The organism is Desulfatiglans parachlorophenolica, from assembly GCF_055394735.1.
In genome coordinates this window covers 3874656-3898475 of record NZ_AP042460.1, presented here as the reverse complement: position 1 = coordinate 3898475, position 23820 = coordinate 3874656, and the positions used below count along the sequence as shown (strand labels likewise).

Annotated in this window: 25 protein-coding genes; 12 read left to right on the top strand and 13 right to left on the bottom strand. The window is 64.0% G+C overall.

Annotation, left to right across the window (positions count from 1 at the left end):
* Positions 1 to 125 precede the first annotated feature (125 nt).
* Positions 126 to 1076, top strand: coding sequence for a class I SAM-dependent methyltransferase (locus ACZ500_RS18215; RefSeq protein WP_464228859.1), 951 nt, complete (start codon positions 126 to 128; stop codon positions 1074 to 1076).
* A 79-nt stretch (positions 1077 to 1155) separates the two neighbouring features.
* Here ACZ500_RS18215 and ACZ500_RS18210 read toward each other — a convergent pair whose 3' ends face one another.
* A complete protein-coding gene (locus tag ACZ500_RS18210) occupies positions 1156 to 2478 on the bottom strand; it encodes an alkaline phosphatase family protein (protein WP_464228858.1) in 1323 nt (440 codons plus the stop codon).
* 420 nt (positions 2479 to 2898) lie between these two features.
* Here ACZ500_RS18210 and ACZ500_RS18205 point away from each other — a divergent pair, with 420 nt between their 5' ends.
* Genes ACZ500_RS18205 through ACZ500_RS18190 form a run of 4 tightly spaced genes read left to right on the top strand, consistent with a single transcriptional unit; the run spans position 2899 to position 5704 of the window.
* The gene (locus tag ACZ500_RS18205) at positions 2899 to 4038 is read left to right on the top strand and encodes a hypothetical protein (protein WP_464228857.1); all 1140 of its coding nucleotides are present in this window, start codon (positions 2899 to 2901) and stop codon (positions 4036 to 4038) included.
* Positions 4010 to 4684, top strand: coding sequence for an ABC transporter ATP-binding protein (locus ACZ500_RS18200; protein WP_464228855.1), 675 nt, complete (start codon positions 4010 to 4012; stop codon positions 4682 to 4684). The genes ACZ500_RS18205 and ACZ500_RS18200 overlap by 29 nt, the downstream gene beginning before the upstream one ends.
* Entirely contained in the window at positions 4681 to 5472 is a 792-nt protein-coding gene (locus ACZ500_RS18195; RefSeq protein ID WP_464228854.1) for an ABC transporter permease, read from the top strand. The genes ACZ500_RS18200 and ACZ500_RS18195 overlap by 4 nt, the downstream gene beginning before the upstream one ends.
* Before the next feature lie 55 nt (positions 5473 to 5527).
* Positions 5528 to 5704: a hypothetical protein gene (locus ACZ500_RS18190; protein ID WP_464228853.1), complete on the top strand. Its 177-nt coding sequence runs from the start codon at positions 5528 to 5530 to the stop codon at positions 5702 to 5704.
* 44 nt (positions 5705 to 5748) lie between these two features.
* On the opposite strand, the gene ACZ500_RS18185 is transcribed toward ACZ500_RS18190, so the two are convergent.
* The 12 genes from ACZ500_RS18185 to ACZ500_RS18130 all read right to left on the bottom strand — a co-directional run bounded on the left by ACZ500_RS18185 (position 5749) and on the right by ACZ500_RS18130 (position 16576).
* Positions 5749 to 6579 carry a 2-amino-3,7-dideoxy-D-threo-hept-6-ulosonate synthase gene (locus tag ACZ500_RS18185; RefSeq protein ID WP_464228852.1) on the bottom strand — a complete coding sequence of 277 codons (831 nt, stop codon included), beginning with the start codon at positions 6577 to 6579 and terminating at the stop codon, positions 5749 to 5751.
* A gap of 204 nt (positions 6580 to 6783) precedes the next feature.
* On the bottom strand, positions 6784 to 8049 hold the full coding sequence (gene aroA / locus ACZ500_RS18180; protein WP_464228851.1) for a 3-phosphoshikimate 1-carboxyvinyltransferase: 1266 nt from the start codon (positions 8047 to 8049) through the stop codon (positions 6784 to 6786).
* Positions 8046 to 8861, bottom strand: coding sequence for a shikimate dehydrogenase (locus ACZ500_RS18175; RefSeq protein ID WP_464228850.1), 816 nt, complete (start codon positions 8859 to 8861; stop codon positions 8046 to 8048). The genes aroA and ACZ500_RS18175 overlap by 4 nt, the downstream gene beginning before the upstream one ends.
* Positions 8852 to 9526: a type I 3-dehydroquinate dehydratase gene (locus tag ACZ500_RS18170; RefSeq protein WP_464228849.1), complete on the bottom strand. Its 675-nt coding sequence runs from the start codon at positions 9524 to 9526 to the stop codon at positions 8852 to 8854. The genes ACZ500_RS18175 and ACZ500_RS18170 overlap by 10 nt, the downstream gene beginning before the upstream one ends.
* A 253-nt stretch (positions 9527 to 9779) precedes the next feature.
* The gene (locus ACZ500_RS18165; RefSeq protein ID WP_464228848.1) at positions 9780 to 10775 is read right to left on the bottom strand and encodes a 3-dehydroquinate synthase II; all 996 of its coding nucleotides are present in this window, start codon (positions 10773 to 10775) and stop codon (positions 9780 to 9782) included.
* The gene (locus tag ACZ500_RS18160; RefSeq protein WP_464228846.1) at positions 10772 to 11578 is read right to left on the bottom strand and encodes a prephenate dehydrogenase/arogenate dehydrogenase family protein; all 807 of its coding nucleotides are present in this window, start codon (positions 11576 to 11578) and stop codon (positions 10772 to 10774) included. The genes ACZ500_RS18165 and ACZ500_RS18160 overlap by 4 nt, the downstream gene beginning before the upstream one ends.
* Positions 11569 to 12669 carry a prephenate dehydratase gene (pheA, locus tag ACZ500_RS18155; protein ID WP_464228845.1) on the bottom strand — a complete coding sequence of 367 codons (1101 nt, stop codon included), beginning with the start codon at positions 12667 to 12669 and terminating at the stop codon, positions 11569 to 11571. The genes ACZ500_RS18160 and pheA overlap by 10 nt, the downstream gene beginning before the upstream one ends.
* Positions 12632 to 13483, bottom strand: a complete 852-nt coding sequence (locus ACZ500_RS18150; RefSeq protein ID WP_464228844.1) for a 2-amino-3,7-dideoxy-D-threo-hept-6-ulosonate synthase — start codon at positions 13481 to 13483, stop codon at positions 12632 to 12634. Before ACZ500_RS18150 ends, pheA begins: the two co-directional genes overlap by 38 nt.
* A 137-nt stretch (positions 13484 to 13620) precedes the next feature.
* Positions 13621 to 13917, bottom strand: a complete 297-nt coding sequence (locus ACZ500_RS18145) for a hypothetical protein (protein ID WP_464228843.1) — start codon at positions 13915 to 13917, stop codon at positions 13621 to 13623.
* Between the two features lie 248 nt (positions 13918 to 14165).
* Positions 14166 to 14579 (bottom strand): response regulator, encoded by a 414-nt coding sequence (locus ACZ500_RS18140; RefSeq protein ID WP_464228841.1) that lies wholly within the window; start codon positions 14577 to 14579, stop codon positions 14166 to 14168.
* A 313-nt stretch (positions 14580 to 14892) separates the two neighbouring features.
* A complete protein-coding gene (gene aroC, locus ACZ500_RS18135) occupies positions 14893 to 15993 on the bottom strand; it encodes a chorismate synthase (RefSeq protein ID WP_464228840.1) in 1101 nt (366 codons plus the stop codon).
* Positions 15983 to 16576, bottom strand: coding sequence for a shikimate kinase (locus ACZ500_RS18130; protein WP_464228838.1), 594 nt, complete (start codon positions 16574 to 16576; stop codon positions 15983 to 15985). Before ACZ500_RS18130 ends, aroC begins: the two co-directional genes overlap by 11 nt.
* A gap of 628 nt (positions 16577 to 17204) precedes the next feature.
* Here ACZ500_RS18130 and ACZ500_RS18125 point away from each other — a divergent pair.
* From ACZ500_RS18125 to trpA, 7 genes are read left to right on the top strand one after another with little or no spacing between them, the layout of a single operon-like run.
* Positions 17205 to 18698 (top strand): anthranilate synthase component I family protein, encoded by a 1494-nt coding sequence (locus ACZ500_RS18125; protein WP_464228836.1) that lies wholly within the window; start codon positions 17205 to 17207, stop codon positions 18696 to 18698.
* 4 nt (positions 18699 to 18702) lie between these two features.
* Positions 18703 to 19287 carry an anthranilate synthase component II gene (locus ACZ500_RS18120; RefSeq protein ID WP_464228834.1) on the top strand — a complete coding sequence of 195 codons (585 nt, stop codon included), beginning with the start codon at positions 18703 to 18705 and terminating at the stop codon, positions 19285 to 19287.
* A complete protein-coding gene (trpD, locus tag ACZ500_RS18115; protein ID WP_464228833.1) occupies positions 19280 to 20359 on the top strand; it encodes an anthranilate phosphoribosyltransferase in 1080 nt (359 codons plus the stop codon). Before ACZ500_RS18120 ends, trpD begins: the two co-directional genes overlap by 8 nt.
* Positions 20360 to 20363: 4 nt before the next feature.
* Positions 20364 to 21164, top strand: a complete 801-nt coding sequence (gene trpC / locus ACZ500_RS18110) for an indole-3-glycerol phosphate synthase TrpC (protein WP_464228831.1) — start codon at positions 20364 to 20366, stop codon at positions 21162 to 21164.
* The gene (locus ACZ500_RS18105) at positions 21155 to 21796 is read left to right on the top strand and encodes a phosphoribosylanthranilate isomerase (RefSeq protein WP_464228830.1); all 642 of its coding nucleotides are present in this window, start codon (positions 21155 to 21157) and stop codon (positions 21794 to 21796) included. Before trpC ends, ACZ500_RS18105 begins: the two co-directional genes overlap by 10 nt.
* Entirely contained in the window at positions 21793 to 23019 is a 1227-nt protein-coding gene (trpB, locus tag ACZ500_RS18100) for a tryptophan synthase subunit beta (protein ID WP_464228829.1), read from the top strand. Before ACZ500_RS18105 ends, trpB begins: the two co-directional genes overlap by 4 nt.
* Positions 23012 to 23773: a tryptophan synthase subunit alpha gene (trpA, locus tag ACZ500_RS18095; protein WP_464228828.1), complete on the top strand. Its 762-nt coding sequence runs from the start codon at positions 23012 to 23014 to the stop codon at positions 23771 to 23773. Before trpB ends, trpA begins: the two co-directional genes overlap by 8 nt.
* The last annotated feature ends 47 nt before the right edge of the window (positions 23774 to 23820 follow it).

Genomic DNA, 23820 nt, shown 5'->3' with positions numbered 1-23820 from the left:
TGAGGTTGAGCACACGAAGGGTGTGAAGAAACCGGGATCCGCCCCGCAGCGGCGGGACTGAGCACCAGGAGGGTGTGAAGAATCGCCCCCATTTTCGATGGGGTTCTTTCGATGAGGGAAGGCCGATGAAGACCCGGATGCTGGATATTCTGATTTGCCCGGGATGCCTGCCGGAGGAGAGGCCGCTTACCCTGCAGGCGCGGGAGCGGGGTCTGGAAGGCGAAGTGGTCTACGGGGACCTGCTTTGCCCAGGCTGTGGTGCGTGCTACCCCATCTTGGAGGGAATCGCCCTCCTGGTGCCGGATGGAGGCGCAGCGGTCGAGCGTTCGGTCAAGGCGGAGCCCCGCTACGAAAGCGCTGCGGCCGTGGCTGCCTACCTTTGGAGCCATTACCTGGACCTGCTCGAAGAGGCCGGCGAGCCGACGGCCTATGCGGCGTGGGGGGATATGCTGAGCGGCGCGGAGGGGCTTTTCCTGGATGCCGGATGCGCCGTGGGGAGGCTCGCCTTCGCCATGAGCGGCCGTTTCGATTTTTCGGTGGGGGTCGACCTGTCGTACAGGTTCGTCAAGACCGCTCGCCGGCTGATGCACACCCGGTCGATCACCTTCGACCTTCCCGTGGAGGGGCGATTGTGTGAGCAGAGGGCATTCCATCTGCCGGCCGAGTGGAACCCGGAGCGGGTGGAGTTCCTGGTGGCCGATGCCGCGCGCCTTCCCTTTCGTTCGGATGTCTTTGCGGGGCTCGCGTCCCTCAACCTGGTCGACAAGATGCCGAAGCCGCTGGACCACCTTCGCGAGATGGATCGGGTGGCCAGGGCTGCGCAGGCGGAGTGGCTCTTTTCCGATCCCTTCTCCTGGTCGACCGACGTCGCAAAGGAAAGCGACTGGTTGGGCGGGACGGAAAGCGGCCGTTTCGCGGGAAGGGGTCTGGAAAACGTATGCGCCCTTTTGCGTGGGGACGGACAGGAACTGAGGCCCTGGCGGATCGAGCGGCCGGCGGATGTCTGGTGGCGCATCCGCAACCACGAGAATCACTTCGAAACGATCCGGAGTAGGACCGTCAAGGCGGTGCGATAGAAGGTCCCCATCGGCGGCCGACCCGCCGGCGGCTTGACCCCGGTCATCCGGAAAAGGATGGGTGCGGGAGAGGCGCCGGTCAGTCTGGAGCCGGATCCCCGATGTCGAACGGGGCGTAGTCCGTCGGGAAAAAGGGCCGCCTGGCCGGCCCGAGGCAGTGACTCACGAGGGCGGATCGGTCGGCGTAGTTGAGAAGGGTGAGCAGGAGTTCGCCGCCGCGCAGAAAACCGAGGCAGCCGGCTGCGGCGCTGATTTCATCGAAGCGGACCACCGCGTCCCGGCGGACCCCTTGCCCGGCAAGGGCCACAGGCACCGGTTCCCCGGAATGGATGAGACGGGATTCGCAGGGCGTCGAATGATCCGCCGTCACGGCCAGCAGGAGATCGCCACGGGTGGCGACGGCGCCGAGGGCCTCGGAGAGGGCCCCGTCGAGGTCTTGAATGATCCGCTTCTTTGCGAGGGGGTCCCCCCTGTGGGCGGCCTCGTCGGGGGCCTTCGTGTGCACGTGGATGAAATCATGAAAGCCGTCGTCGAGGGCCATACGGATCCGCCTCCGCAGGTCCTCGCCGGGGGCGGCGGTGTCCTTCTCGGGGGTGAAATCGAAGCCGAGTTCGTGGGCCAGGCCCGCAAAAACCGTGCCCGAGCCGATCAGGCGGGCGGTCATCCCCCACTTTTGGGGAAAAGGCTCCTGCCGGATGCGTCGGCCGCAACGCTGCGTGGCCAGAAAATTGGCAGGGGCGCGGCCGCTGGCGAGGCGGGTGCGGTTGATCGGATGCCGGGATAATACGGCGTGGCAGTGACGGAGGTAGTCGTTCAGGACCTGTGCGGTGCGCTCGGCGCGTTCGGGCTCCGGGCTGTCCGCGAGCGGGTGGATGCAGGCCATGCTGCAGCCCCGCAGCATCGGGTCCGAATCCGACACGAAAGGGGATACGGGGCCCTTGATGACCAGGATGCCGTTGTTCCCGTACGTCCGGTGCAGCTCGATCCGGATGGGGCCGGATTCGTATGGCGACAAGGCCGCGTATAGGGCATCCCGCTCTTCCGGGTCGAGGTCGATGGTTTTGTGCGAAACCGCGAGGATCGGGATCCCGTCTACGAGGCGGACGTGGGACAGATGGGCGAGACAAAGGACGTCCTGGTCCTGGAAAGGCACCGACGCTCCCACCCCTTCGAGAAGCCCCCGGCCGGGAAAGGCCTCTCTTGCATAACCGAAGATCAGGTGGTGGGCGATCTCGCTGGGGAGGCATTCCCCCGGGCAGGAGGCGTGGAAGAGTCCGTTGCTCCCGAGGGCGGCGAGCCGGTCGAGATTCGGTGTCTGGGCGGCTTGAAGCGGCGTCCTGTCCTGAAGGGACGGGTAGGACCGATCCCCGAGGCCGTCCAGCAGGACGAGTAGGATTTTCATGGTGTCACCTCGTATCCATCCGCAAATGACGCTCCGGCACGACCCGGTTCCCCCTCCGGAAAGGGTCCTGGTTGTCGACCGTTAGGCCGAAGGGCCGTCGCGCCTCGAAGGGCCTGCAGGCCGCCTCCGTCCAGGCCTCTGGATTTCCGAGGAATGGACGGGAAATCTCGGTTTCGGACGAAAGCGATGTCGCAGGGGCCTTGAGAAGGATGCGCGCCCCATCCAACGGGAAAAGGGCTTGCGGACAGCCGGCCGAAGACCGGATGCGGTGCCGGAGTATAACCGACGACGGACGGCGGCACAAGGTTTTCGATGCCGCGGGAGAAGGAAGGGGCATGTGTCCGGCGCAGCACCGAGAACCGCGGGCGAGCGCGCCTCGGGAGCACGGGCGCCTGCGGCCGGTAACAAGGGGAGGAATGAATGGAGTTGACGGCAACCTACATCTGCCCGGTGCGGGGCCTGGACGGTCTCGAGGCGCCTGAGCCGTCGCGGATTGAGACGGCGGCGGGAATCGCTGCGGACCTCGGGCTCAAGAGGCTGTACCTGCCTGTGCTGGAAGAGGCGCTCTTAGGGGCCCCGCGGGCGGTCACGGCCTATCTCGACGGCCTGGTGGCAGCCCTCGATCGGATGGAGAAAAAGGGGCTCGGAGCCATGCTGACGGCTCCGGCCGGTCGCCTGCTGGGGCTTGGGTGGGGGGCGCCCTATCTTGCTTCGGGCTGGAAGGCCGCGGGAACTCCCCCGATATTTTTGGATGGCAAGGTGCGGCGTCTCCGGCCCTATGACTGGTGGGCGGATCCGGCCGTCATGGAAAAGCGGATCCGGGTCTTCAGTGAATGTGTGAGCGCCTTGAGCGGGCATCCGGCGCTCAGCGGGTGGGTTTTGATGGATCGGGCCCTCGAGTGGAATCGGCCGAGTGCGCAGGTCGCCGATTGGATGCTGCGATCCTGCCTGGGGGAGATCCATGATAAGGGTTCAGGCGCGGTGGTCTATCTGGGCGTAGGGTGGAGCGAGTTGCTCGATCCGCAGATCGTCCGTGGGCTCGCGAAGGAAGTGGATGGCCTGCGGCTGGGGGGCATGGAGCACCCTCCGGAGGCCCTGGGCCCCGTTCAGGATTTCTTTACCGAAAACCTGGCCGCAGGATATCTCGGCATCATGGCACGCTGGCTTTTCGAGCGGCCCGTCGAAATCGAGATCGGCTATCGGGTTCCCGCCCGCTCTCCAGGTGCCGAGGAAGGCGCGGAGGCGGCACAGACCCTGACCACGAGTGGCGTCGCCGCTGTCAGCCGCCCCAGCCTGGCGGACCCCGAACCCGCCCTGCGGCAGAGGCCGCCCTGGGTTCTCCGTCCGGGGCTCGACCGGGTGGGACTCCTCGATGCGGGCATGGAGCCGAAGGCCTGGGTCCCCGCCTGGCTCGACACGTTGAAGCGTGGGGCCGAGGCGGGCGAGCCTTTCGGCTTCATCGACCTGTCCCGGAACGAGTACCTGGCCGATCCAATGATGCATTTGCAGCGGCTGTGGGGGCATTTTCGAGATGACCGGGTCCGTCGTCATCCGCTTTGAAGACGTGGAGTTCTCCTTTTCACGGGACCGTCCGCTCTTCGAAGGGCTTTCTCTTTCTCTCCTCCAGGGGGCGTTCTATCTGATCGGAGGACCTTCCGGGTCCGGGAAATCGACGTTCCTGCGTCTCATCAACCGGCTCGAAGAGCCTTGCGCGGGAACGATCCGCTTCAAGGGGCGTTCTTTGAAGGATTTCCCCCCACCCGTCCTGCGACGGACCGTCCTCTTCATTCAGCAAACGCCGACCGTTGTCGAGGGGAGTGTACAGGAAAATCTTCTGCTCCCCTTTTCCTTCCGGCATAACCGGGGCCTGGTTCGACCTTCGGACCGGGAGCTGCGCGCTCGTCTGGACCGGTTTCTCCCGGAAGGGGTGCAGCTGGAGGCGCCTGCCGAGGCCCTGTCCGTGGGCCAGCTCCAGCGTTTGTGCTTTGTCCGGGGCCTGCTGCTCGCGCCCGAGGTGCTTCTGTTGGATGAGCCGACGAGCGCCTTGGACGAACGGAGCGCGCGGATTGTGGAAGAGGAGACGGAGCGGCTCTGCCGGGAGTCGGGGATGACCGTCGTCATGGTGAGCCATCGCCGCTTCGAGCCGCGGATGGTCGAACCGGTCCGGGTGACCCTGTTGAACGGACAATGGAGCGAGGGCGCATGACCGCAGCCGTTCCTGACATATCGCTCTTTCAGTTGGTCCTGGGATGCGTCTTTATCCTGGCTGCGGGTGCGGTGTCCTTTCTGCACGGACTCAGGCTCGAGCGCGATCTGCTGGTGGGTGCGGTCAGGACCTTCGCGCAGCTTTTCCTGCTGGGGTATGTCCTCAAGTTCGTCTTCAATGCGCAGGACATCCGGCTGGTCATGGCGGTCTTCGCTTTCATGATCCTCTTTGCGGCCTGGACCATCCGCGCTCGGGCCCGTGAAAAACAGATCGCGCTCTTCTGGCCGACCTTCCTCTCCATGCTGCTCAGCTACTGGATCATTTCCTATCTGGTGAGCGGCGTGGTCGTCGGCGCCACGCCCTGGTGGCGGGCGCAGGTCTTCATCCCGCTCGGGGGCATGGTGATCGGGAACTCCATGAACGCGGTTGCCGTGTCGCTCGAGCGCCTTCTGAGCGATCTTCGCGGGCGGAGACGGGAGGTGGAGATGATGCTTTGCCTCGGGGCCGACTACCGCGAGGCCAGCCGGGAGATCTTCAGAAACGCGATGAAGGCCGGGATGATCCCTTCCATCAACTCCATGATGGCGGCCGGCGTGGTCTTCATCCCGGGGATGATGACCGGCCAGATCCTGGCCGGGGCCGATCCGCTGACAGCCATCCGCTATCAGATCGTGGTGATGCTGATGATCGTCGGATCCACGGCCATCGGGGCGTTCCTCGTGCTGATGCTGGTGCGCAGACTCTGCTTCGGCGCGGCGCATCAGCTGCTGCTGCCGAAGGGCGGGTGATCCGCCCTCCCATTCCGGTCAGATTTCCAACAGGGAGGCGCCGGATGGCGGCCGGATGTTTCACGTGGCACATGACGCGTGCCGTCGCTCTGCCGTCAGGATGCCGGTGCAGCGCTTGGACGGCGAAGAGAGCCACCGGGGGCTTGGGGCGAGGGAGGCCGGGGGGCGGAAAAGGCCCTGGAAAAGAAGCGGCCGGGAGCAGGGGACGGGGCAGGTCGTTTTTGATAAATAATCAGCAAAAACAATGGTTTGGTTGTCGAGAACCACGGGGAGCCTTCACGGGATGCGACCCCGCTTCGGTGTGAGTTCGAGCGGGGTCTCGAGGCGTCTGAGGGCCTCTTCGACGGAGCGGTTCTGGTGCACGAGCATGGCGATGGCGGCGACCATCCGCTCGGGCTGTGCGTGCTGGAAGACGTTCCGCCCCAGTGCGGTCCCGGCTGCGCCGGCGGCCATCGCCTCCGCGACCATGTTGAGCACCGCACCGGACGACCCCATCTTGGGCCCACCGGCCACGACGACGGGCACCCCGCACCCCCTGGTGACCTGGCGGAAGGATTCGGGATCCCCGGTGTAGGGTATTTTGACCAGGTCCGCCCCCAGCTCGGCCCCCAGACGTGCGGCGTGGGCGATCAACTGTGCACGGTCGACGGCGCCGCTCAGCGAGCTTTCCGGATAGAGCATGACGAGAAGAGGCATCCCCCATCGTCGGGCCTCTGCGGATATATAGGCGAAATCGCTTAACATATCGGCTTCGTGAGCGCCGCCGATGTTGACGTGCACCGAGACGGCGTCCGCGCCGAGGCTGACGGCCTCTTCAACGGAGCAGACGAGGATCTTTCTCTGCGGATCGACGCCGCAATGGGTACTCCCGGAAAGATGCACGATAAGGCTGATTTGGGGAGGAAGATTTGGGGCGCATCGGCCCGCGGCCCCTTTGTGGAGGATGACGGCCGATGCGCCGCCTTGGGCGGCGGCCTGTGCGGCCTTTTCGATCTCGGCGATCCCGGTGATGGGCCCCATGGTATATCCATGATCGAGCGGAACGATGACGGTTCTTCGGGAGCCCGGATGGAGGATTCTTCTGAGCCTGGTCTGTTTTCCGTTCATGACGTCTTCACCGCCGGCAAAATGCTCATCGTGGGAGGCAGGCCGCAAGCGCTTGAAACAAGGCCGTTTCGCCCTGCCGATGTTGACAGGACATGATTATAACCACCTCCCGCGAGGATGACAAGCACCGCCTTTCGGTCCGTGCGGTGAGCGGCGGGTTTCGGATGGACAGCCTCCCGAACAGGTGGAGGCAGGGGGGCCACTTTAAAGACCGTCAAAGAGGGCCCAGAAGCCGGGAAAGGATTTCTGGACGCAGTCCTCGTTCAGGATGCGCACGCCGGGCGTGCGAAGACCGATGACCGCGAGGCTCATCGCGAGCCGATGGTCGTTTTCGGGGTCTACGACGGCGCCGGTGAGCGATTTTCCTCCGTCGATTTCGAGGCCGTCGGGCAGCTCCCGGACCTGGGCGCCTAGGCGACGCCATGCCCGGGTGACGGATCGAAGGCGGTCGCTCTCCTTGAAGCGGAGGTGGGGGACATTGCGGATCGTCGTTCTTCCCTCTGCAAAGGGGGCGACCGCCGCCAGGGTCGGCACCATGTCCGGCATGCCGTTCATATCCGCTTCGATCCCCTCGAGCGGCCCGCCCTGGACGGTCACGGCATCCGGTTCCTTCAGGACGGCGCATCCCATGGCCTCGAGCAGATCCAGAAAGCCGACATCCCCCTGGCAGGTCTCGAAGGGCCGGACGTTGCGGATGGTCACGGACCCCCCGGTGACGGCGGCGGCGGCCCAAAAATAGGAGGCGCTCGACAGGTCCGCCTCGATTCTGAAACGCCGCCCGTGATAACGCCCTCCTTTCGGGACGAGAAAGGACTGCGGGCCGGAGGATTCCACCCGGACGCCGAACGCCTCCATGACGAAGCGGGTCATGTCCACGTAGGGCCTGGACAGAAGCGGCCCGACCGCTTCGATTTCGACGGCGTCGCGGGCATACGGGGCGGCGAGGAGGAGCGAGGAAACGTATTGGCTGCTTTCGGCGGCAGGGATCTTCACCGTTCCGCCGTCGAGGCCGCAGGCCTCGAGCCGGACGGGAGGGCAGCCGGCCCTCCCGCTGTAGGAAATGGCGGCTCCGAGCGCCCGGAGCGCCTCTACGAGGGGGGCGAGAGGGCGCTCCCGCATGCGCTCGGAGCCGTCGAGGGTGAGACGGCCATGGCCGAGGGCGGCCACGGAAAGCAGCAGCCGCATGGACGTCCCGGAATTGCCGAGGAAGAGGGTCGCCTCCGGTGAGGGAAGCGCGACGCCGCCGCTGGTTCCGGCGACGGCCAGGTCGTCCCCGCTGGGTTGGACCGAGGCGCCCATGAATCGGAGGGCGTCGAGGGTGTAACGGGTGTCTTCGGAGAAAAGCGGCGCCTCGACCAGGCTCGGCCCTTCGGCGAGGGCGGCTGCGATCAGGGCGCGATGGGTCATGCTCTTCGAGCCCGGGAGGTCCAGGGCGGCGTGGACGGTCCGCTTGGGTTCGATCGCTTTCATGGGTGCTCCAGGGCGGCCAGGACGGCTGCTTCCATCGCCTCGAGGGGGGGTTCTTTGCCGGTCCACAGCCGGAATTGCGCGGCGCCCTGATGAATGAACATCCGCAGGCCGGGGATGACGGCGGCGCCTTTTCGACGGGCAATCTCGAGAAGGCGCGTTTCCCTCGGGTTGTAGATCAACTCCATGACCACCGGGGCCTGGATGAGCGCCTCGTCGAGGGGGCAGCGGTCTCGGTGGGGGTGCATCCCGACCGAGGTGGCCTGAACCAGGAGGTCCGCGGGGATGCCCCGGAGGTCGTCGATCGGAGCGAAGAACGCGTTCAAGGCGCGCGCCAGCTCTTTCCCTTTTTCGGGTGTCCGGTTGGCGATGGTGAGCGCGGCTCCGGCCTCCTTCAGGGCGAAGCCCGCTGCGCGTGCGGCCCCGCCTGCCCCGAGGATGACCACCCTGCTTCCGGACGGCTCCATGACCTCGCGCACGGCGGCCAAGGCTCCCGCCGCATCGGTGTTGTAGCCTGCGAGCCGGCCGCCCCGGTTCACGATGGTGTTCACCGCGCCGATCGCCCGGGCGAGGGGGTCGACGTCATCCAGGAGGGGCATCACCGCGGACTTGAAGGGCAGCGTGACGCTGCAGCCGCGGATCCCCAGACCGCGTAAGCCGTTGACAGCCTCTTCGAGGCGCTTCGTCTCAAAGGCCATGTAAAGGGCGTTTACCCCCGTCGCCTCGAAGGCCCGATTGTGCATGACAGGGCTCAACGTGTGGCCGAGGGGGTGGCCGATCACGGCGTAAAGGACGGTATGCTGGTCTATTCGCATAAGGCCAGGGTCTCCTGGAGCGCCTTCGTCTCCGCGACGGTCATCTGTCCGTCGGCTGATTCCTCGCCCTTTTCGAACGCGGCGAAGGTCAGGAAGCCGCCCATCGGCACACAGGCGATCCGGCTCAGGCTTCCGATCGGCCCCATGCAGAAGGCGATGATTTCCACCCCGAGGTCGCGGGCCTGAGGGATCAACCCCAGCACCGTCAGGTTATCCTCCGGCCGGTGCGCCCGGGTCACGATCTTGATCACTTCGGCTCCGCCGGCCGCCATGTTCCGGAGGCGGCGTGAAAGCTCCGCCGGCTCCGGGGTCCCGTTCACGTGATGGTGGGAGAGGATAATCCGTCCCGGCCGGCATCGATCGAAGAGCTCCTCTCTGATCTCCAACGGAAGGCCGTATTCAACATCGATGTAGGATGCCCCGGCCTCGGCTGCGGTGATCAGGACCTCGGATCGCGCGCGGTTGTCCAGCGTGCCGAGCCCGCCCTGGCGGCGGGACCGGTAGGTTGCGATGACCGGCAGAGGGGCTGCAGCCAGAAGCCGCTCCATATCGATCTGTTCCATCCCGTCGAGGCGGATTTCGAGGAGATCGGCCTCGCTCGATGCCTTCTGCATTTTGGCAATGGCCTCGTCAGTGGCACGGGCCATGATGGGTACTCCGATCACTTCCGGTTCCTCCTGGCGATGTGTCTGCAAGAATCTGAAATCTGGATCTGAAATTTGCGCGATCGGGAAAGCGGTTTCCCGATCGCTAAGCCCTTATGATCACGCCTTCCGATTCCCACCGCGGGCATCTCAGTCCTGCAGGGGCGCAGGTGCTTCTTCAGGGTGCATCATGCAATCAAGCATAGCCTTCGCAGGTCTGCCGATGCAAAGCCCTCCGTAAATCTTTCTCCGAGTGGCCGGCCCCGGTCGCTTTTCAGCGCTCGGTGATGGTTTCTTCGATCGGGTGACCGAAATGCCGCCCGCCGGTCTCGGTGAAGCCCAACACCTGGTCGCCGGGCTCCAGATGCACCACCGAAACGGCCCCGCCTTCGGGGGTCACCAGCCGGATCGTCTCGGCGTTCTGGAGGATGATGCCGGCCGTCTTACCATCGGGGTCCTCCGCCTCCACCAGGAGGAGGGGGCGCTTTTCGACCTTGGCCCGCCCCACCACGAGATTTTCGGTGCGGCCGTCGGCATGGACTCCCAGCACCTCGTCGCCGGCCTTGAGCTCGGAGAGGTAGCGGGTCTTGCCGCCCGGCACCCGGACGTAGGCGTGCACAGCGCCGGCGTTGACGCGAAAGGGGCGGGGGGCCACGTAGGGGTTTTCGAGGCTTTCGGCATGCACCAGGAAGAGGGCGCGATGGCTGTTGCCGACGAGGATCCCGTCGCCGGGCCCCATCATGGAACACGTGTCCACGCATACCCGGTCCCCCATGCCGAGGTGGTGCACCCCGGTGACGGTGAAGCCGGAAAGAGACAAGGTCAGGTTCATGCCTTGGATCTCCTGAATGATGCTCCGCACCTCGGCCGTATCGCGGCAGGTGATCAGCAGTCCGTCCATCCCTTTTTCGAGGATCCCGGCGGCCAGCCTCGCGCTCTCGATCCCGTCCACCTCGGCGAAGAGATTGGGGGTCCGGGCCACGAGGTTCTCGAGCGGGATGACATGCCAGTCCGAGGTCCGGACGACCACCCGCTTCCCGGCCGCCATGGCCACCACGCGTTCCTGGTCTTCGGCGGAGGTGATCTCCATCGTGACCACATCATCGCCCCAGCGGAGGTCCCCGTCCTCCGAGACGGTCTTGATGCGGCCGAGCGCCTTGACTTGAGGGGTGTGCTCCTTCGGCACCACCACAGCCGCCGCCCCGCTCTCGAGGGCCGTTGTCACGAGTGTCTTGTCCCACGGGTCCACCTTGACCCAGATCTCTTTCATCCGGTTTCTCCCTGTTGGGCCTGCGGGTTGAAATATCCCCACAGCACGTTGAATTGTCGGTTGAATGCGGCCCTGTCACATCCGCGGATCTGCGCCATCAGTTGTTCAGCGGCCTGGATATAGGCCTCCATGCAAGGCTCTGCATGAGGATTGTCCATCAGGAGCCCTTCGAACAGATTGGATGGCTGCGCCAGCAGGCCCCGAATGCGCCCCACGGCCTGTTCGAAGTTGGGAGTGGCGCAGGCTTGGATCTCATCCAACCCCCAACCGGAATCGGCGAGGCAGCGGGCAAGGGCCAGGGTCGTAAAATGCAGGACCCCCTGAATCATCCCCATGCGCCGATCGTGCTCTTCCGGGGGCATCAGATATGGCTGGATGTCGCCCGCTCGAAGCTGCGCCTGCAGCCAGCCGAGCCCCTCCTCGCCCCGGCCGGGGCAAAGCACCATCCGCAGGTTATCGGCGTCGCCGGTTTCCGGGCCGAAGAGCGGGTGGGCGCCGACCACCTGGCATGTCCCCCAGGCAAGCATGGCACGGAGCGGTTCGGCCTTGATCGACGTGAGATCCATCAGCAGGGCCTCAGTTCGCACCAGCGGCGCCAATTCCCGGATGACCTGCACCGTGGCGGCGATGGGTACGGAGAGGACCAGGACATCGCAGCTCCGCGCCAGTTCCGCGGGGGAGGGGCTGTCTCCAGGCCCGGCGGTCAAAACGCTCAAGCCCTGCCGCTCGAAGAATCTTCTGAACCAGGCGCCCATTCGCCCCTTTCCGCCGACGATCCCCACGAGGGGGGCGGTCAACTCCACGGTTCACCGCCTTTCGGATAGGAGCCCAAGCGCTTCAGAAAGGCGCATTGCTCGTCCATCGCCAAGAGCGCATCCCGCAGGGGTGATTCCCGCTCATGCCCCTCCAGGTCGGCGAAGAAGAGGTATTCCCAGGTCTTGGTCTTCATGGGCCGCGACTCGATGCGGGTCATGTTGATCCCTTTGCGCGCGAGGGGCTCGAGGACCTCGTAGAGGGATCCCGGCCGATGGCGGAGGGAAAACAGGACCGAGGTCTTGTCATGACCGCTCGGGCGGTTTTCCCGTTTGCCGATGGCGAGGAACCGCGTCACATTGTCGGCATAGTCCTGGATGTCCTGGACGAGAACGGAAAGGTCGAGATGCATCGCGGCGAACTGTCCGCCCACGGCCGCCGCCTCCGCCTCTTCGGATGCAAGCCGGGCCGCTGCAGCGGTGCTGGATGTCTCGCGGCACGGCACGCCCGGCAGGTTGCTTTTGAGCCACCCCCGGCACTGGGCCAGGGCCATAGGGTGCGAGTAGACGCAGCGGACCTCCGAAAGCGCGCTGCACCGGCTGAGAAGGTGGTGCCGGATGCGCAGGAAGGTCTCGCCCTGGATCCTCAGGGGCGATCGGTAAAGGAGGTCCAGTGTGCGGCTCACGGAGCCCTCATACGCGTTTTCGAGGGGCACCACACCGTCCTGACAGACGTCCTTTTCTACGGCCGCGAAGACGTCATCCAGGGTTTCGACGGGCTGGAAGGCGGGTGCCTGGCCGAAAAAGGCGATGGCTGCCTGATGCGAGAAGGTCCCCGGGGGGCCGAGATAGGCGATCGTCATATCCTCCTGAACGGAGCGGCAGGCGGAGATGATCTCCCGGAACACCCGGCGGATGGCGTCGGGGGCGATCTCCTCCCCGCCGATCTCCACCAGCCTCCTGAGCACGTGTCCCTCGCGCCCCGGGTCCATGACAGGCAGCTCGAGTTCCTTCTTCGCGTTTCCGATGGCGCGTGAAACGGTCTGACGCCTCGCGAGGAGCCGCAGGATCGCCTCATCGATGCCATCGATTTCGCTCCGCCGCTTATGAAACTCTTGCCAGTTTGAGTCCGAGCTGTTCATTTTCTCCATCCGCCTGCTCTTGTTGATTCAAAAATTCAAGCGCTTTTTCCACGCCCGCGCCTTCATGGACGATCATGGCAAGGGCCCTCACGATGCGGGTGGGGTTCTGGTGCTGGAAGACGTTCCGGCCGATGGAGGTCCCGGCGGCCCCGGCATCTATGGCTCCCCTGACCATTTCGAGAATGGCCCGGTCCGAGCCCATCTTGGGCCCCCCCGCGATGATGACGGGGACGTGGCATCCTTCAACCACCTCCCGGAAGGTCTCCGGGCTGCCGGTGTAGCTGACCTTGACCATGTCCGCGCCCAGTTCGGCCCCGAGGCGGGCGGCATGCTTGATGACCGCCGGGTCGTATTCGTCCTTCACCTTCTCCCCGCGCGGGTAGATCATGGCGAGGAGCGGCATGCCCCATTCCGCAGCGCTCAGGGCGACCTTGCCGAAGTCGGCCAGCATCTCCTTTTCGTGACCGTTGCCGATGTTGACGTGGATCGAGACGGCGTCGGCGCCGAGTTTGATGGCCTCCTCGACCGTGCAGACGAGCGTCTTGGCATTGGGGTGCGGGGAAAGGGACGTGCTGGCGGAAAGGTGCACGATCAGGCCCATGTCCGGACCGCTCCGGCGGTGGCCGCGGGCCACCATGCCCTTGTGCTCCACGACGGCGTTGGCGCCGCCGGCCGCCACCTGACGCATGGCCTCCTTCATGTTGGTGATGCCCAGGATGGGCCCGGCGGTGACGCCATGGTCCATGGGGACGATGACGGTCTTGCCGGTCTTCCGGTCCATGATCCGTTCCATTCTGATTGCTTTTCCGATCATGATGTAGTTCCTCCTTGGGATTTTAAGACAGTTTTTTTCCGATTCAAAATACTTATGGCATTATTGCTTAAGATGCGCGGCTTCTCCCGTTTGAAAAAACCGGGAATCGCTCCGCGGAACTCGTTCCTTGAACCATTCTATTCAGGGTCTGCCGCCGTCGCTTCGGGCGCCATTTGGGCGGCATATCCGCCTGTGAAACGCAGATGCAGTGATTGCGTCTTCAGGCCGCTCAGGTTATGAAGAAAATGATCCCTCCCGAAGGGATCGAGATGCTCGAGACAGGTGGTGTGGATAAAAATCTGCCGTGATCCGCTGCCGAGCCTCTGAAGAGTATGGAGCAGTTCGCAGGCAGAGCTTTTGTCGAAATCCCCCTCGAGCCTGAGATGCAGATTTTCGCTGTTTCGATGGATGCCGATGTGAAAACGGTTGCCCATACACTTTGCCCTCCTGACCGCGGGGGTGATGGATGGTATCCCGACTCTCCGGGATGCCGGCTCTTCATCTCTCCGCCCCGGAAATGGTTTCTGTTCGATTGCGACGCTGATCGGCGCGCCTTCCCGATGGCCGCTCGAGAGTCCTCTGTCCGTGCTCTCCTGCGCCCTGCAGTGTAAACGCATCCCTCTTTCAGTTCTGAAAATCTGAGCGCGGATGCCAATCATTGCAAACCAGTCTCTCTGTAGGCTCAGGATGCGAGTGCATCCCGAGCTGAAAGGGTGCCCCGCGAAGGTTGATCTTCCAGGGTCCGGTTGGAGAGGACGCGCTTCACGGTGCGCTTGAGTTTTCCCAGATTCAGGCTTGCTACCAGGTAATTGTGGGCCGAGACCCAACGGGGCGGAAGGTCAAGCCACGGCTGGTCGGTGAACAGGATCGCCGGCAGCCTAGAGTTGTTCTCTCTGACCCTCTGCAGCCAGTAGAGCCCTTCGGCATACCTGGGACTGATATGCCAGACAAGGAGGTCCGGCCCGATTCGTTGAATCAGCCGGTCGAGCCCAGCCGGATCTTCACAGGCAAAGACGTCGTACCCCTCTTCGGCCAGGAGGTCTTTCAGAAGGATGCGCACCGGCCTTTCATCGCCTACAAGAAGAACTCTGTTCATAGATTGCCTCCCTTTATGTTCGATGGATCACCTGCGAAATGGTTTGTCCTCTACGGCAGATACGTTCGGTGCAACAAAAAGGCCGTGGGGGATCTCTCCACCCACGGCCTCCTTGCGGTTCAAAGCTCAAAGGCGCATGGGCGGACCTGTCCACCAGTAATAAAAATAAAAGCCCGCCTGAATCCCGCGGTTCACGAAAAGCGCCATGACAGAGCGACCGGCCGCCGATCCGAGCTCTCTTTCCGCTTCAGGGCGGCGGGGCATGCCTTTGATAAAGGTCCGTTGCGCTAGGTGGGTTGAAGAAACCATTGAGCTATCCTTCTTCAAAGAAACCGGGTTGTGGATTGTTTTGAAAGGGGCCTGTCATCTGTGCGCGCGCCCGCAGGTAGTGATCGGCCAGGACGAGGAGGACCATGGCTTCCAGGACCGGGACGATCCGGGAAACGGCGGTGGCATCGTGCCTTCCCGACAGTTTCAGACGGACGGGTTTTCCGTGACGGTCGATGGTTTGCTGCTCCATCAGGATGGACGGGATCGGTTTGACGGCGGCTCGAAGCACAATGTCGGCACCGGTCGACACGCCGCCGAGGATCCCGCCGGCACGATTGGAGGCGAAGCCTTCGGGCAGGATCGCATCGTTGCTCTCGGACCCCGTCATCCGCGCGGAGTCGAATCCGGCGCCGATCTCCACCCCCTTGACCGCGCCGACGGACATGGCGGCCTTAGCGAGGTCGGCGTCCAGCTTGTCGAAGACCGGTTCCCCCATCCCGGGCGGGCATCCGGTGACCAGGATCTCGATGATCCCGCCCGCAGAATCCCCGGTTGTACGGATGGCTTCGAGGGCCTCGGTCATTTGGGCTGCGGCCGCGGGATCAGCGCAGCAGAATGGGTTTCCGGCCGCGCCCTCGATATCGCCCTTTCCTGCACGGACACCTGCAAGTTCGACGGTGTAGCCGCGCACGGCAATGCCGGCCGGGTCCAGGATCTTACCGGCGATGACGCCCGCCGCGACACGGGCCGCCGTTTCCCGGGCCGAAGCGCGGCCGCCGCCCCGATGATCCCGGTGGCCGTATTTCAGATGATAGGAGATGTCGGCATGACCCGGTCGGAAGGTGTCGCGGATGGGCTCGTAGGGGCGGCTGTCGGCGTCCTGGTTGTGGATCAGAAGGGCGATCGGCGTGCCGGTGGTGCGGTTCTCGAACACCCCGGACAGGAGGATGACCTGGTCCTTTTCGCTGCGGGGGCTGTCAAAAGGGCGCGTTCCGGGCCGCCGCCGCGCCATGACCTCCGGAAAATCCGCTTCGGAAAGCGGCAGGCCCGGAGGGCAGCCGTCGACGACGGCCCCCACGGCCGGGCCGTGGGATTCTCCGAAGGTGGTCACTCTCAACGCTTGTCCGAAAGAATTACCTGGCATGGCGGCCTTCCGTTTCCAAGGGTTTCAAGAGGTCGGATCGCCCCGAAAGACCCTGTCCGGCCCCGCCGCTCCAAGACAGCAGGGCGAGGATTTCGTCTGTGACGACCTGCGGGGTCTTGCAGGTCGTATCGAGAATGCAGTCGCCGGCGCTTTCGTAAAACATGCCCCTCGTCTCGAGGACGTGCTCGATCTCGCCGCGAGGGTCGTCCCCCGTCAGTGACGGTCGGGTGAGGGCTGAATCCGGGTCCTGCTGCATCCGGCTGCGGATGGCGGTGGCATCTGCTTTGAGCCAGATCACCCATCCATTCGTTTTCAGGTCGGCGATGTTTTCGGGGTCGAGGACAACCCCTCCGCCCGTGGCGATCACCAGGTCATGCATGACGGCAAGATCCCGAACGGTCTGCCTCTCGATTCGTCTAAAAGAAGGCCAACCGGCTTGGGCAATGAAATCCTGAATCGAGCGTCCGATGCGGTTTTCGATCACGCGGTCCGTATCGACGAAAGGCCTTTCCAATCGTTCGGCCAGAAGAGAGCCGACGGTCGATTTTCCGCTGCAGCGATAGCCGATCAGGACGATGTTCATCACGTTTCTCCGGCCGTTTTGCGGGCCATGCTCCCAAGAGCGGGTGAGAGGGCCTTGATGGCCCCGGGCACCCCCGGGTGTTTCATTGGCTTGAATCCAAAAAAAAACCGTGAGCCCTTAGAGGTGCCCACGGTTTGAGATGCCTGGAAAAGAACATTTCAGCCCATGGGCGGATTCCACCCCCAAAAGTAACGATAGGCGCCAGCGTAATAGCAGGCAACAGCGGGCTGAATATGATGGTCGATAAAAGTCATGGTCCAATCCAGAGTATGATTTTCCCCCTTTGTAAGAAATAGCGGGGGTCTTTGTCAAGGAAAATTTTCAGGATCTCGATGCCGAAGCCACCCGACGTGATTCGACCTTAGGACCCGATTTTTTTTCTTGACAAACGCCGGCGTTAATCTCTAGGCTAATCAGCATGAAAGTATCTTACAGCAATCGAGCGCTCGCTACGAGCAGGCAGAACTGGTGGTGGCTCACCTGACAGGGAGGTGAGCTGCGCCGTCTGATATGATTTAAAAAACCATGGACCGCAGGCCCCTCCCAGGGGACCTGCGGTTTTTTTGTACCGTCCGAAAAAAAAGCCGCGGGTTAAACCCGCGGCTTTTTTTTTCGGAGGAAACGAACGATGAGCATGCCCCTTGAAACATCCTTTTCAGAGAATCGGAGAATCAGGCTGGTTCCTATTCAGGTGGACCTTCCCTCAGAAGGCAGAGATCCCATAGCGGTTTACGCAAGGCTGCGTGAACGCTTTCCGGGTCATTCCTATCTGCTCGAAAGCGCCGACACCAACCCGGCGGGGGGCGCGGGCGGATCGCCCTGGGGGCGCTACAGCTACATCGGCTTCCTGCCGTTTATCACCTGCCGGATATCGGGTGAAGGGATGGAAGTGAGCAAAAGCGGTGCCGGCCGATCCACAGTGCTGAGCGGCACCCCGGTCGAAGGGTTGCGCGCTGTCATGGCGGGCTATGAGACGGACGGGCAACAGCAGGGCTTCGGCCCTTTGGCTGCCGGCGGTATGGTGGGCTACTGCGATTACGATCTGATCAGGACATGGGAGCGTCTGCCCGGGCTTGGACCGCTCGACCCGTCTGTGCCCGAGGGGGCCTTCATGGCCGCCGGCGGGATGGTCATCTTCGATCACTTCGAAGGCCGGGTGAGGGCAGTGGCCTTCGCGCAGGAGGGGCGGGGCGCTTCGTCCTCGACCAGCCTGGAGGAAGCCCGCGCGGTTCTGATCGATGTCCTCGACATGCTTCAGGACGGATCCGGTGCCGAAGGGCGCGCGGGCGGGCTTAAGGTCGGGAGGTTTGTCTCCAACGTCACCCGGGATGCATTTATGGAGCGCGTGGGCCTTGCTCAGGAGAAGATCCGAGCCGGCGATGCCATTCAAGTCGTGCTTTCCCAGCGGTTTTCCGCGAGCCTCGAGGGTGATCCGTTTCGTCTCTACAGGGCCTTGCGGAGGATCAACCCCTCCCCCTACATGTTCTATCTGGAGTGCGGGGCGTTGCAGTTGATCGGGGCCTCGCCGGAGATGCTCGTCCGGATCCAGGATGGACAGCTCGAGGTCTGTCCAATCGCCGGCACGCGCCCGCGGGGTGCCGACGCGGAGGAGGATGGACGGCTCGCGGAGGAACTGATCGCGGACCCGAAGGAGCGGGCCGAGCACGTGATGCTCGTCGATCTGGGCCGCAACGACGTCGGGCGCGTCGCTGCGGCGTGTTCGGTGACAGTGCCCATGTTCATGAACGTAGAGCGTTATTCCCACGTGATGCACCTCGTCTCGCGCGTCGAAGGCCGTCTCAAATCCGGCAAGGACTGTTTCGACGCCTTTATGTCGGCTTTTCCGGCGGGCACGGTGAGCGGGGCGCCGAAGATCCGGGCGATGGAGATCATTCAGGAACTCGAGGGTGCGCCCCGCGGGCCTTATGCAGGAGCGGTGGGATGGTTCGGCTTCGGCGGCGACGCGGATTTCTGCATCACGATCCGGACGCTCGTCTCAGCCGGAGGAAGGCTGTTTATTCAGGCGGGGGCCGGGATCGTGGCCGATTCCAACCCCGCGGCCGAATACGAAGAGACACTCAGGAAGGCCGCGGCCCTCTTCCGCGCGGTCGAGGAGGCTTAGACGGATGCTGGTGCTGATCGATAACTACGATTCGTTTACGTACAACCTGGTTCAGATGATCGAAGGAATGGGCCGGGAGGTGGCGGTCTACCGCAACGACGCGGTTACTCCCGAAACGGTCGAAGGACTTGCGCCGGAGGCCGTACTGATTTCCCCTGGACCGGGGGCGCCCGAGGGAGCCGGGATATGCATGGACCTCGTCAGGAGGCTCGGCCCCCGGGTGCCTATCCTGGGCATCTGCCTCGGGCATCAGGCCATTGCGGCGGCCTTCGGGGGAGAGGTCGTGCGGGCCGGCCGCATGATGCACGGGAAGACTTCACCGGTCTTTCACGACGGCCGTTCGCTTTATCGGCGCCTCCCCGCGCCCTTTACGGCGGCGCGTTACCATTCCCTGCTGGTCAGGAGAGAAAGCCTGCCGGAGACCCTGGAGGTCAGTGCCTGGACCGAGGAAGGCGAGATCATGGGGCTCAGGCACCGTAAGTACCGATGCGAAGGGATTCAGTTTCACCCGGAGTCCATTATGACGGCGGTCGGGTGCAGGATTATCGACAATTTTTTGCGCAACAACGGAGGACGGAACGATGATTAAGGAAGCGATTGCCAAAGTGGTCAAGGGCGAAAACCTGTCCCTGGAGGAAATGGAGCAGGCGATGGGCGAGGTGATGTGCGGGGAGGCGACCCCGGCGCAGATCGGCGCCTTTGCGGTGGCGTTGAGGCTTAAGGGAGAGACCGTGGAGGAGATCACAGGCGCCGCGGTGGCCATGCGCAAACGCGCGTTGAAGGTGCACCTCAACAACCACCTGGTCAATATCGACCGAGACGAGATCAACATCGAGGACGAGACCATCCTGGATACCTGTGGCACGGGAGGCGACGGCACCCGGACCTTCAACGTCTCGACCGCCACGGCCTTTGTTGCGGCCGGCGCGGGCGTCAGGGTGGCCAAGCACGGCAATCGCGCTGTTTCGAGCCTGTGCGGGAGCGCCGATGTCCTCGAAAACCTGGGCGTCAAACTGGATCTGACCAGCACGGATGTGGAGCGTTGCATCGAGGACGTGGGGATCGGGTTCCTCTATGCGCCCCTCTACCATGGGGCCATGAAATATGCAGCCGGCCCGCGGCGGGAGATCGGCATCCGAACCATCTTCAACCTGCTGGGTCCCCTCACCAACCCGGCCGGGGCCTCGGTTCAGGTGCTGGGGGTGTACGATCCCTCTTTAACGACAAAAATCGCCCAGGTGCTCGACAATCTGCAGAGCCGGGAGGCCTTCGTGGTTTGCGGCGAGGGCACCTATGACGAAATCAGCATCTGCGGGGTCACCCATGTCGCACACCTGAAAGGCGGGAAGATCAGGGCCTTCGACATGACGCCGGAGGATTACGGTTTGGAGCGCTCGATACCGGAGGCCATCATGGGCGGCACAGCCCGGGAAAACGCGGAGATCGTCCGGGCGATCCTCGGCGGGGAAAAGGGGCCCAAAAGGGATATGGTACTCCTGAACGCGGCCGCCGCCTTCATGGCCGCGTCCCTCGACAGCGATTTCAGAGCGGGCATCGAGCGGGCCGAGGCGTCCATCGACTCGGGCCAGGCAAGGGGGAAACTCGAGCAGTTGGTGCGGTTCACCCAGGGGTGTCATCCGTTTGTGCGCAAGGAACTCTAGGGCGATGGACGTCTCTTTTCTCGATGCCATTCTGGAGGAGAAACGCCGCGAGGTCGGAGAATTGATGCTGCAGGGCCTTCCTCGAACATCGGCCAACCCTGTGGGCAGACGGGATTTTGCCGGAGCGCTGAAGCGGGAGGCCGGGATATCTCTGATTGGCGAGATCAAATTCGGATCGCCGTCGGCCGGCTCCATCCGCGCGCCAGGCGATCCGGTGCCGATTGCATCGGGGTATGCCAGGGCCGGAGCCGCGGCCCTCTCGGTGCTGACCGATCGGCGGTTTTTTCAGGGAGACCTCGCCTTTTTGCCGCGGGTCAAGTCTGCGGTTCAATTGCCAGTCCTGCGGAAAGATTTCATCATCGATCCGCTGCAGGTGGAGGAGTCGGCCCGTTGCGGCGCCGACGCATTCCTGCTGATTGCGCGCATCCTCAGCCGGGAGCGCTTGACCGATCTTCTAGGGGAGGCGGAACGCTTCGATCTGACCGCCCTCGTGGAGGTCCACAGCCGCGAAGATGCGGAAAAGGCGCTGCAATGCGGGGCAAAGGTGATCGGCATCAACAACCGGGATCTCCGGACGTTCCAGGTGGATCTGAGCCGGACCCTCGAGATCGGGCCGCAGCTTCCGTCGGACTGCATCGTAGTCAGCGCCAGCGGCATCGCGGGGCCGGAGGATGTCCGCATGCTTGCCGCCGCCGGGATCGATGCCGTTTTGGTCGGGAGCGCCCTTATGGCGGATGGGGATCCGGCCGCCAGGGCCAGGACCCTGGTGGAGGCCGGGCGCAGGGGGTATGTGCCATGCGCGTGAGAGTGAAGCTTTGCGGGGTGACCAATGTGGACGATGCCTTGATGGCCGCGGCCATGGGGGTCGACGCCCTGGGGTTCATTTTTGCGGCAAGCCCGAGGCGGATCACCCCCGAGGCGGGCGTGGAGATCATCCGCGCCTTGCCGCCGTTCGTTAAAACGGTGGGGGTTTTCGTCGATGAGGACGTGGTCGAGATCACGCGCATCGCGCGGTTTTGCGGCCTCGATATGGTCCAGCTTCACGGCCAAGAAACCCCGGAGGTGTGCGCCCGCCTGATGCCGCGTTCGATCAAGGCGTTTCAGGTCAAGGACCGGGCCAGCCTGGATTCCCTGCAGCACTACCGGGGCCGGGTGCGCGGGGTTTTATTGGACGCCTGGGCGAATGGCAGGCGCGGGGGTATCGGCGAGCCTTTCGACTGGCGGCTGCTTGAGGATTTTCCCATGCCGGGGCCTTTGATCCTGGCCGGCGGCCTGGGCCCGGAAAACGTGCGGGAGGCCGTAATGGCGGTCCACCCCTACAGCATCGACATTAACAGCGGGGTGGAATCGCGGCCGGGCCGGAAGGATCCGGCCAGACTGCAGGCGGTGATCCAGGCGATTACAGCGGTTCCGCGGACCGATGGAGAGATTGCATGAGAGTTGGATACTACGGGGACTACGGCGGTAGGTTCATACCGGAGATTCTTCACGCCACGTTCGAGGAACTGACCGCCGCCTTCGAGGCGGCGCGTGGCGACCCCGGCTTCGGGACCGAGTACCGGGCCATCATGGAGGAGTATTCCTGTAGGCCGACGCCGCTGACCTATGCCGGCAATCTGACGCGGCACCTGGGCGGGGCGCGGATCTATGTGAAACGTGAGGATCTCAACCACACGGGTGCCCACAAGGCCAACAACGTCATGGGGCAGGGCCTTCTGGCCAGGCGCATGGGAAAGTCGCGCGTCATCGCGGAGACCGGGGCCGGGCAGCACGGCGTTGCGACCGCCACTATGGCGGCCCGTTTCGGTTTCCGCTGCACCATCTACATGGGGGAAAAGGACGTTCAGCGGCAGCGCCCCAACGTGTTCTGGATGGAGCAGCTGGGGGCCGAGGTCGTGCCGGTCGAAAGCGGAGGCCGGATCCTGAAGGACGCCATTAACGAGGCCTTCCGGGATTGGGTGACCCATATGGAAGATACCCACTACGTCTTGGGGACGGCCTGTGGACCCCATCCATTCCCGGCTATGGTGGCCTGGTTCCAGTCGATCATCGGTGAGGAGGCGCGGCGGCAGATCCTCGAGCGCGAAGGGCGGTTGCCGGATCGCGTATACGCCTGTGTCGGCGGCGGATCGAACGCCCTGGGGATCTTTAGCGGGTTCCTCGACGACCCGGTGGAACTGGTCGGCGCAGAGGCGGGCGGTCGGGGCCTCGAAACCGGACTGCATGCGGCCCGGCTGGCATCCTCCATGGGGGTGCCGGGGGTAGCGCAGGGGTACAAGACCTATTTCCTTCAGGATCCTGACGGTCAGATGCTCGAGACTCACAGTGTGGCGGCGGGCCTCGACTATATCGGCGTTTCCCCGATCCTCGCCGATCTCTATGAACGGAAGCGTGTGCGGTTCGATGCCGTCACGGACGAAGAGGTTGTCGAGGCCTTTTCGCTGACGCTCAGGACAGAGGGGTTGATCCCGGCCCTCGAATCGGCGCACGCATTCGCCCTGGCATTCAGGGAGGTCCCGCGTCTTCCGGAAGACGCGGTGGTGATCGTCAACCAGTCGGGCAGGGGAGACAAGGACATCTTCACGGTGGCGGACGCGCTCGGGGATCTCAAATGGCGTGATTTCATCTGCCGGAAAGCGGAGGGGTACCGTGGTGCTTGAAGGACGGCTGAGGGAACGGCTCGAAGAAAAGGATCTGCTCATCATGGCCCATCTGGTGGCGGGCTATCCCTCCTTTTCAGAGGGGCTGCGGCTGATCGAGGCGATGCAGGGGGCCGGTGTCGACATGGTGGAGATCCAGATCCCCTTTTCGGAGCCCCTGGCGGATGGTCCGGTGATTGCGGGGGCCAACCAGAAGGCCCTCGATCGGGGTGTGACGGTCGGGCAGTGCCTGGATTTCGCTGGAGAGGCGGCCCGGGCATTCGACATCCCCTTTCTTGTGATGACCTACTACAACATCCCCTACCAGTATGGGTTGGAGGCCTTTGCGGAGGCGCTCCTCGCAAGAGGGCTCCAGGGGGCCATCCTGCCCGATCTGCCCGTGGAGGAAAGCTCGGCCTGCTTCGGGGCGCTGCGGCGGAGGGGTCTGTCCCCGATCTTGCTTTTTTCACCCCTCACGAGTCCTGAAAGGATGGGTGTCCTTGCAGAGGCCGCCGACGGTTTCGTGTATTGCGTCGCCCGGAAAGGGGTGACCGGCGCCGTCACCTGTTTCGATGGCGGCCTGGCGGACTATCTCGTACGCTGCCGCGAGGCGACGCCTCTCCCGCTGGCCGTCGGTTTCGGTCTGAAAGATCGGGAGGACATCGGCTTCCTCAGGGGGCGGGCCGAGATCGCGGTTGTGGGCAGCGAACTGATGCGCTGCGTGGAGAGAGGCGGGCCGGAGGCCGCCCGTGATTTTCTGGAGGGCCTCCGTTAGTCTCGTATCCATCCGGAAATGATTTCCCGGCAGAACTCCGTTTCCAA

Excerpts from the sequence above, each read along its gene's own strand:
- ACZ500_RS18215 (WP_464228859.1), top strand. The coding sequence starts at position 126 with ATGAAGACCCGGATGCTGGATATTCTGATTTGCCCGGGATGCCTGCCG.
- ACZ500_RS18210 (WP_464228858.1), bottom strand. The coding sequence starts at position 2,478 with ATGAAAATCCTACTCGTCCTGCTGGACGGCCTCGGGGATCGGTCCTAC.
- ACZ500_RS18205 (WP_464228857.1), top strand. The coding sequence starts at position 2,899 with ATGGAGTTGACGGCAACCTACATCTGCCCGGTGCGGGGCCTGGACGGT.
- ACZ500_RS18200 (WP_464228855.1), top strand. The coding sequence starts at position 4,010 with ATGACCGGGTCCGTCGTCATCCGCTTTGAAGACGTGGAGTTCTCCTTT.
- ACZ500_RS18195 (WP_464228854.1), top strand. The coding sequence starts at position 4,681 with ATGACCGCAGCCGTTCCTGACATATCGCTCTTTCAGTTGGTCCTGGGA.
- ACZ500_RS18190 (WP_464228853.1), top strand. The coding sequence starts at position 5,528 with ATGTTTCACGTGGCACATGACGCGTGCCGTCGCTCTGCCGTCAGGATG.
- ACZ500_RS18185 (WP_464228852.1), bottom strand. The coding sequence starts at position 6,579 with ATGAACGGAAAACAGACCAGGCTCAGAAGAATCCTCCATCCGGGCTCC.
- aroA (WP_464228851.1), bottom strand. The coding sequence starts at position 8,049 with ATGAAAGCGATCGAACCCAAGCGGACCGTCCACGCCGCCCTGGACCTC.
- ACZ500_RS18175 (WP_464228850.1), bottom strand. The coding sequence starts at position 8,861 with ATGCGAATAGACCAGCATACCGTCCTTTACGCCGTGATCGGCCACCCC.
- ACZ500_RS18165 (WP_464228848.1), bottom strand. The coding sequence starts at position 10,775 with ATGAAAGAGATCTGGGTCAAGGTGGACCCGTGGGACAAGACACTCGTG.
- pheA (WP_464228845.1), bottom strand. The coding sequence starts at position 12,669 with ATGAACAGCTCGGACTCAAACTGGCAAGAGTTTCATAAGCGGCGGAGC.
- ACZ500_RS18150 (WP_464228844.1), bottom strand. The coding sequence starts at position 13,483 with ATGATCGGAAAAGCAATCAGAATGGAACGGATCATGGACCGGAAGACC.
- ACZ500_RS18145 (WP_464228843.1), bottom strand. The coding sequence starts at position 13,917 with ATGGGCAACCGTTTTCACATCGGCATCCATCGAAACAGCGAAAATCTG.
- ACZ500_RS18140 (WP_464228841.1), bottom strand. The coding sequence starts at position 14,579 with ATGAACAGAGTTCTTCTTGTAGGCGATGAAAGGCCGGTGCGCATCCTT.
- aroC (WP_464228840.1), bottom strand. The coding sequence starts at position 15,993 with ATGCCAGGTAATTCTTTCGGACAAGCGTTGAGAGTGACCACCTTCGGA.
- ACZ500_RS18130 (WP_464228838.1), bottom strand. The coding sequence starts at position 16,576 with ATGAACATCGTCCTGATCGGCTATCGCTGCAGCGGAAAATCGACCGTC.
- ACZ500_RS18125 (WP_464228836.1), top strand. The coding sequence starts at position 17,205 with ATGAGCATGCCCCTTGAAACATCCTTTTCAGAGAATCGGAGAATCAGG.
- ACZ500_RS18120 (WP_464228834.1), top strand. The coding sequence starts at position 18,703 with ATGCTGGTGCTGATCGATAACTACGATTCGTTTACGTACAACCTGGTT.
- trpD (WP_464228833.1), top strand. The coding sequence starts at position 19,280 with ATGATTAAGGAAGCGATTGCCAAAGTGGTCAAGGGCGAAAACCTGTCC.
- trpC (WP_464228831.1), top strand. The coding sequence starts at position 20,364 with ATGGACGTCTCTTTTCTCGATGCCATTCTGGAGGAGAAACGCCGCGAG.
- ACZ500_RS18105 (WP_464228830.1), top strand. The coding sequence starts at position 21,155 with ATGCGCGTGAGAGTGAAGCTTTGCGGGGTGACCAATGTGGACGATGCC.
- trpB (WP_464228829.1), top strand. The coding sequence starts at position 21,793 with ATGAGAGTTGGATACTACGGGGACTACGGCGGTAGGTTCATACCGGAG.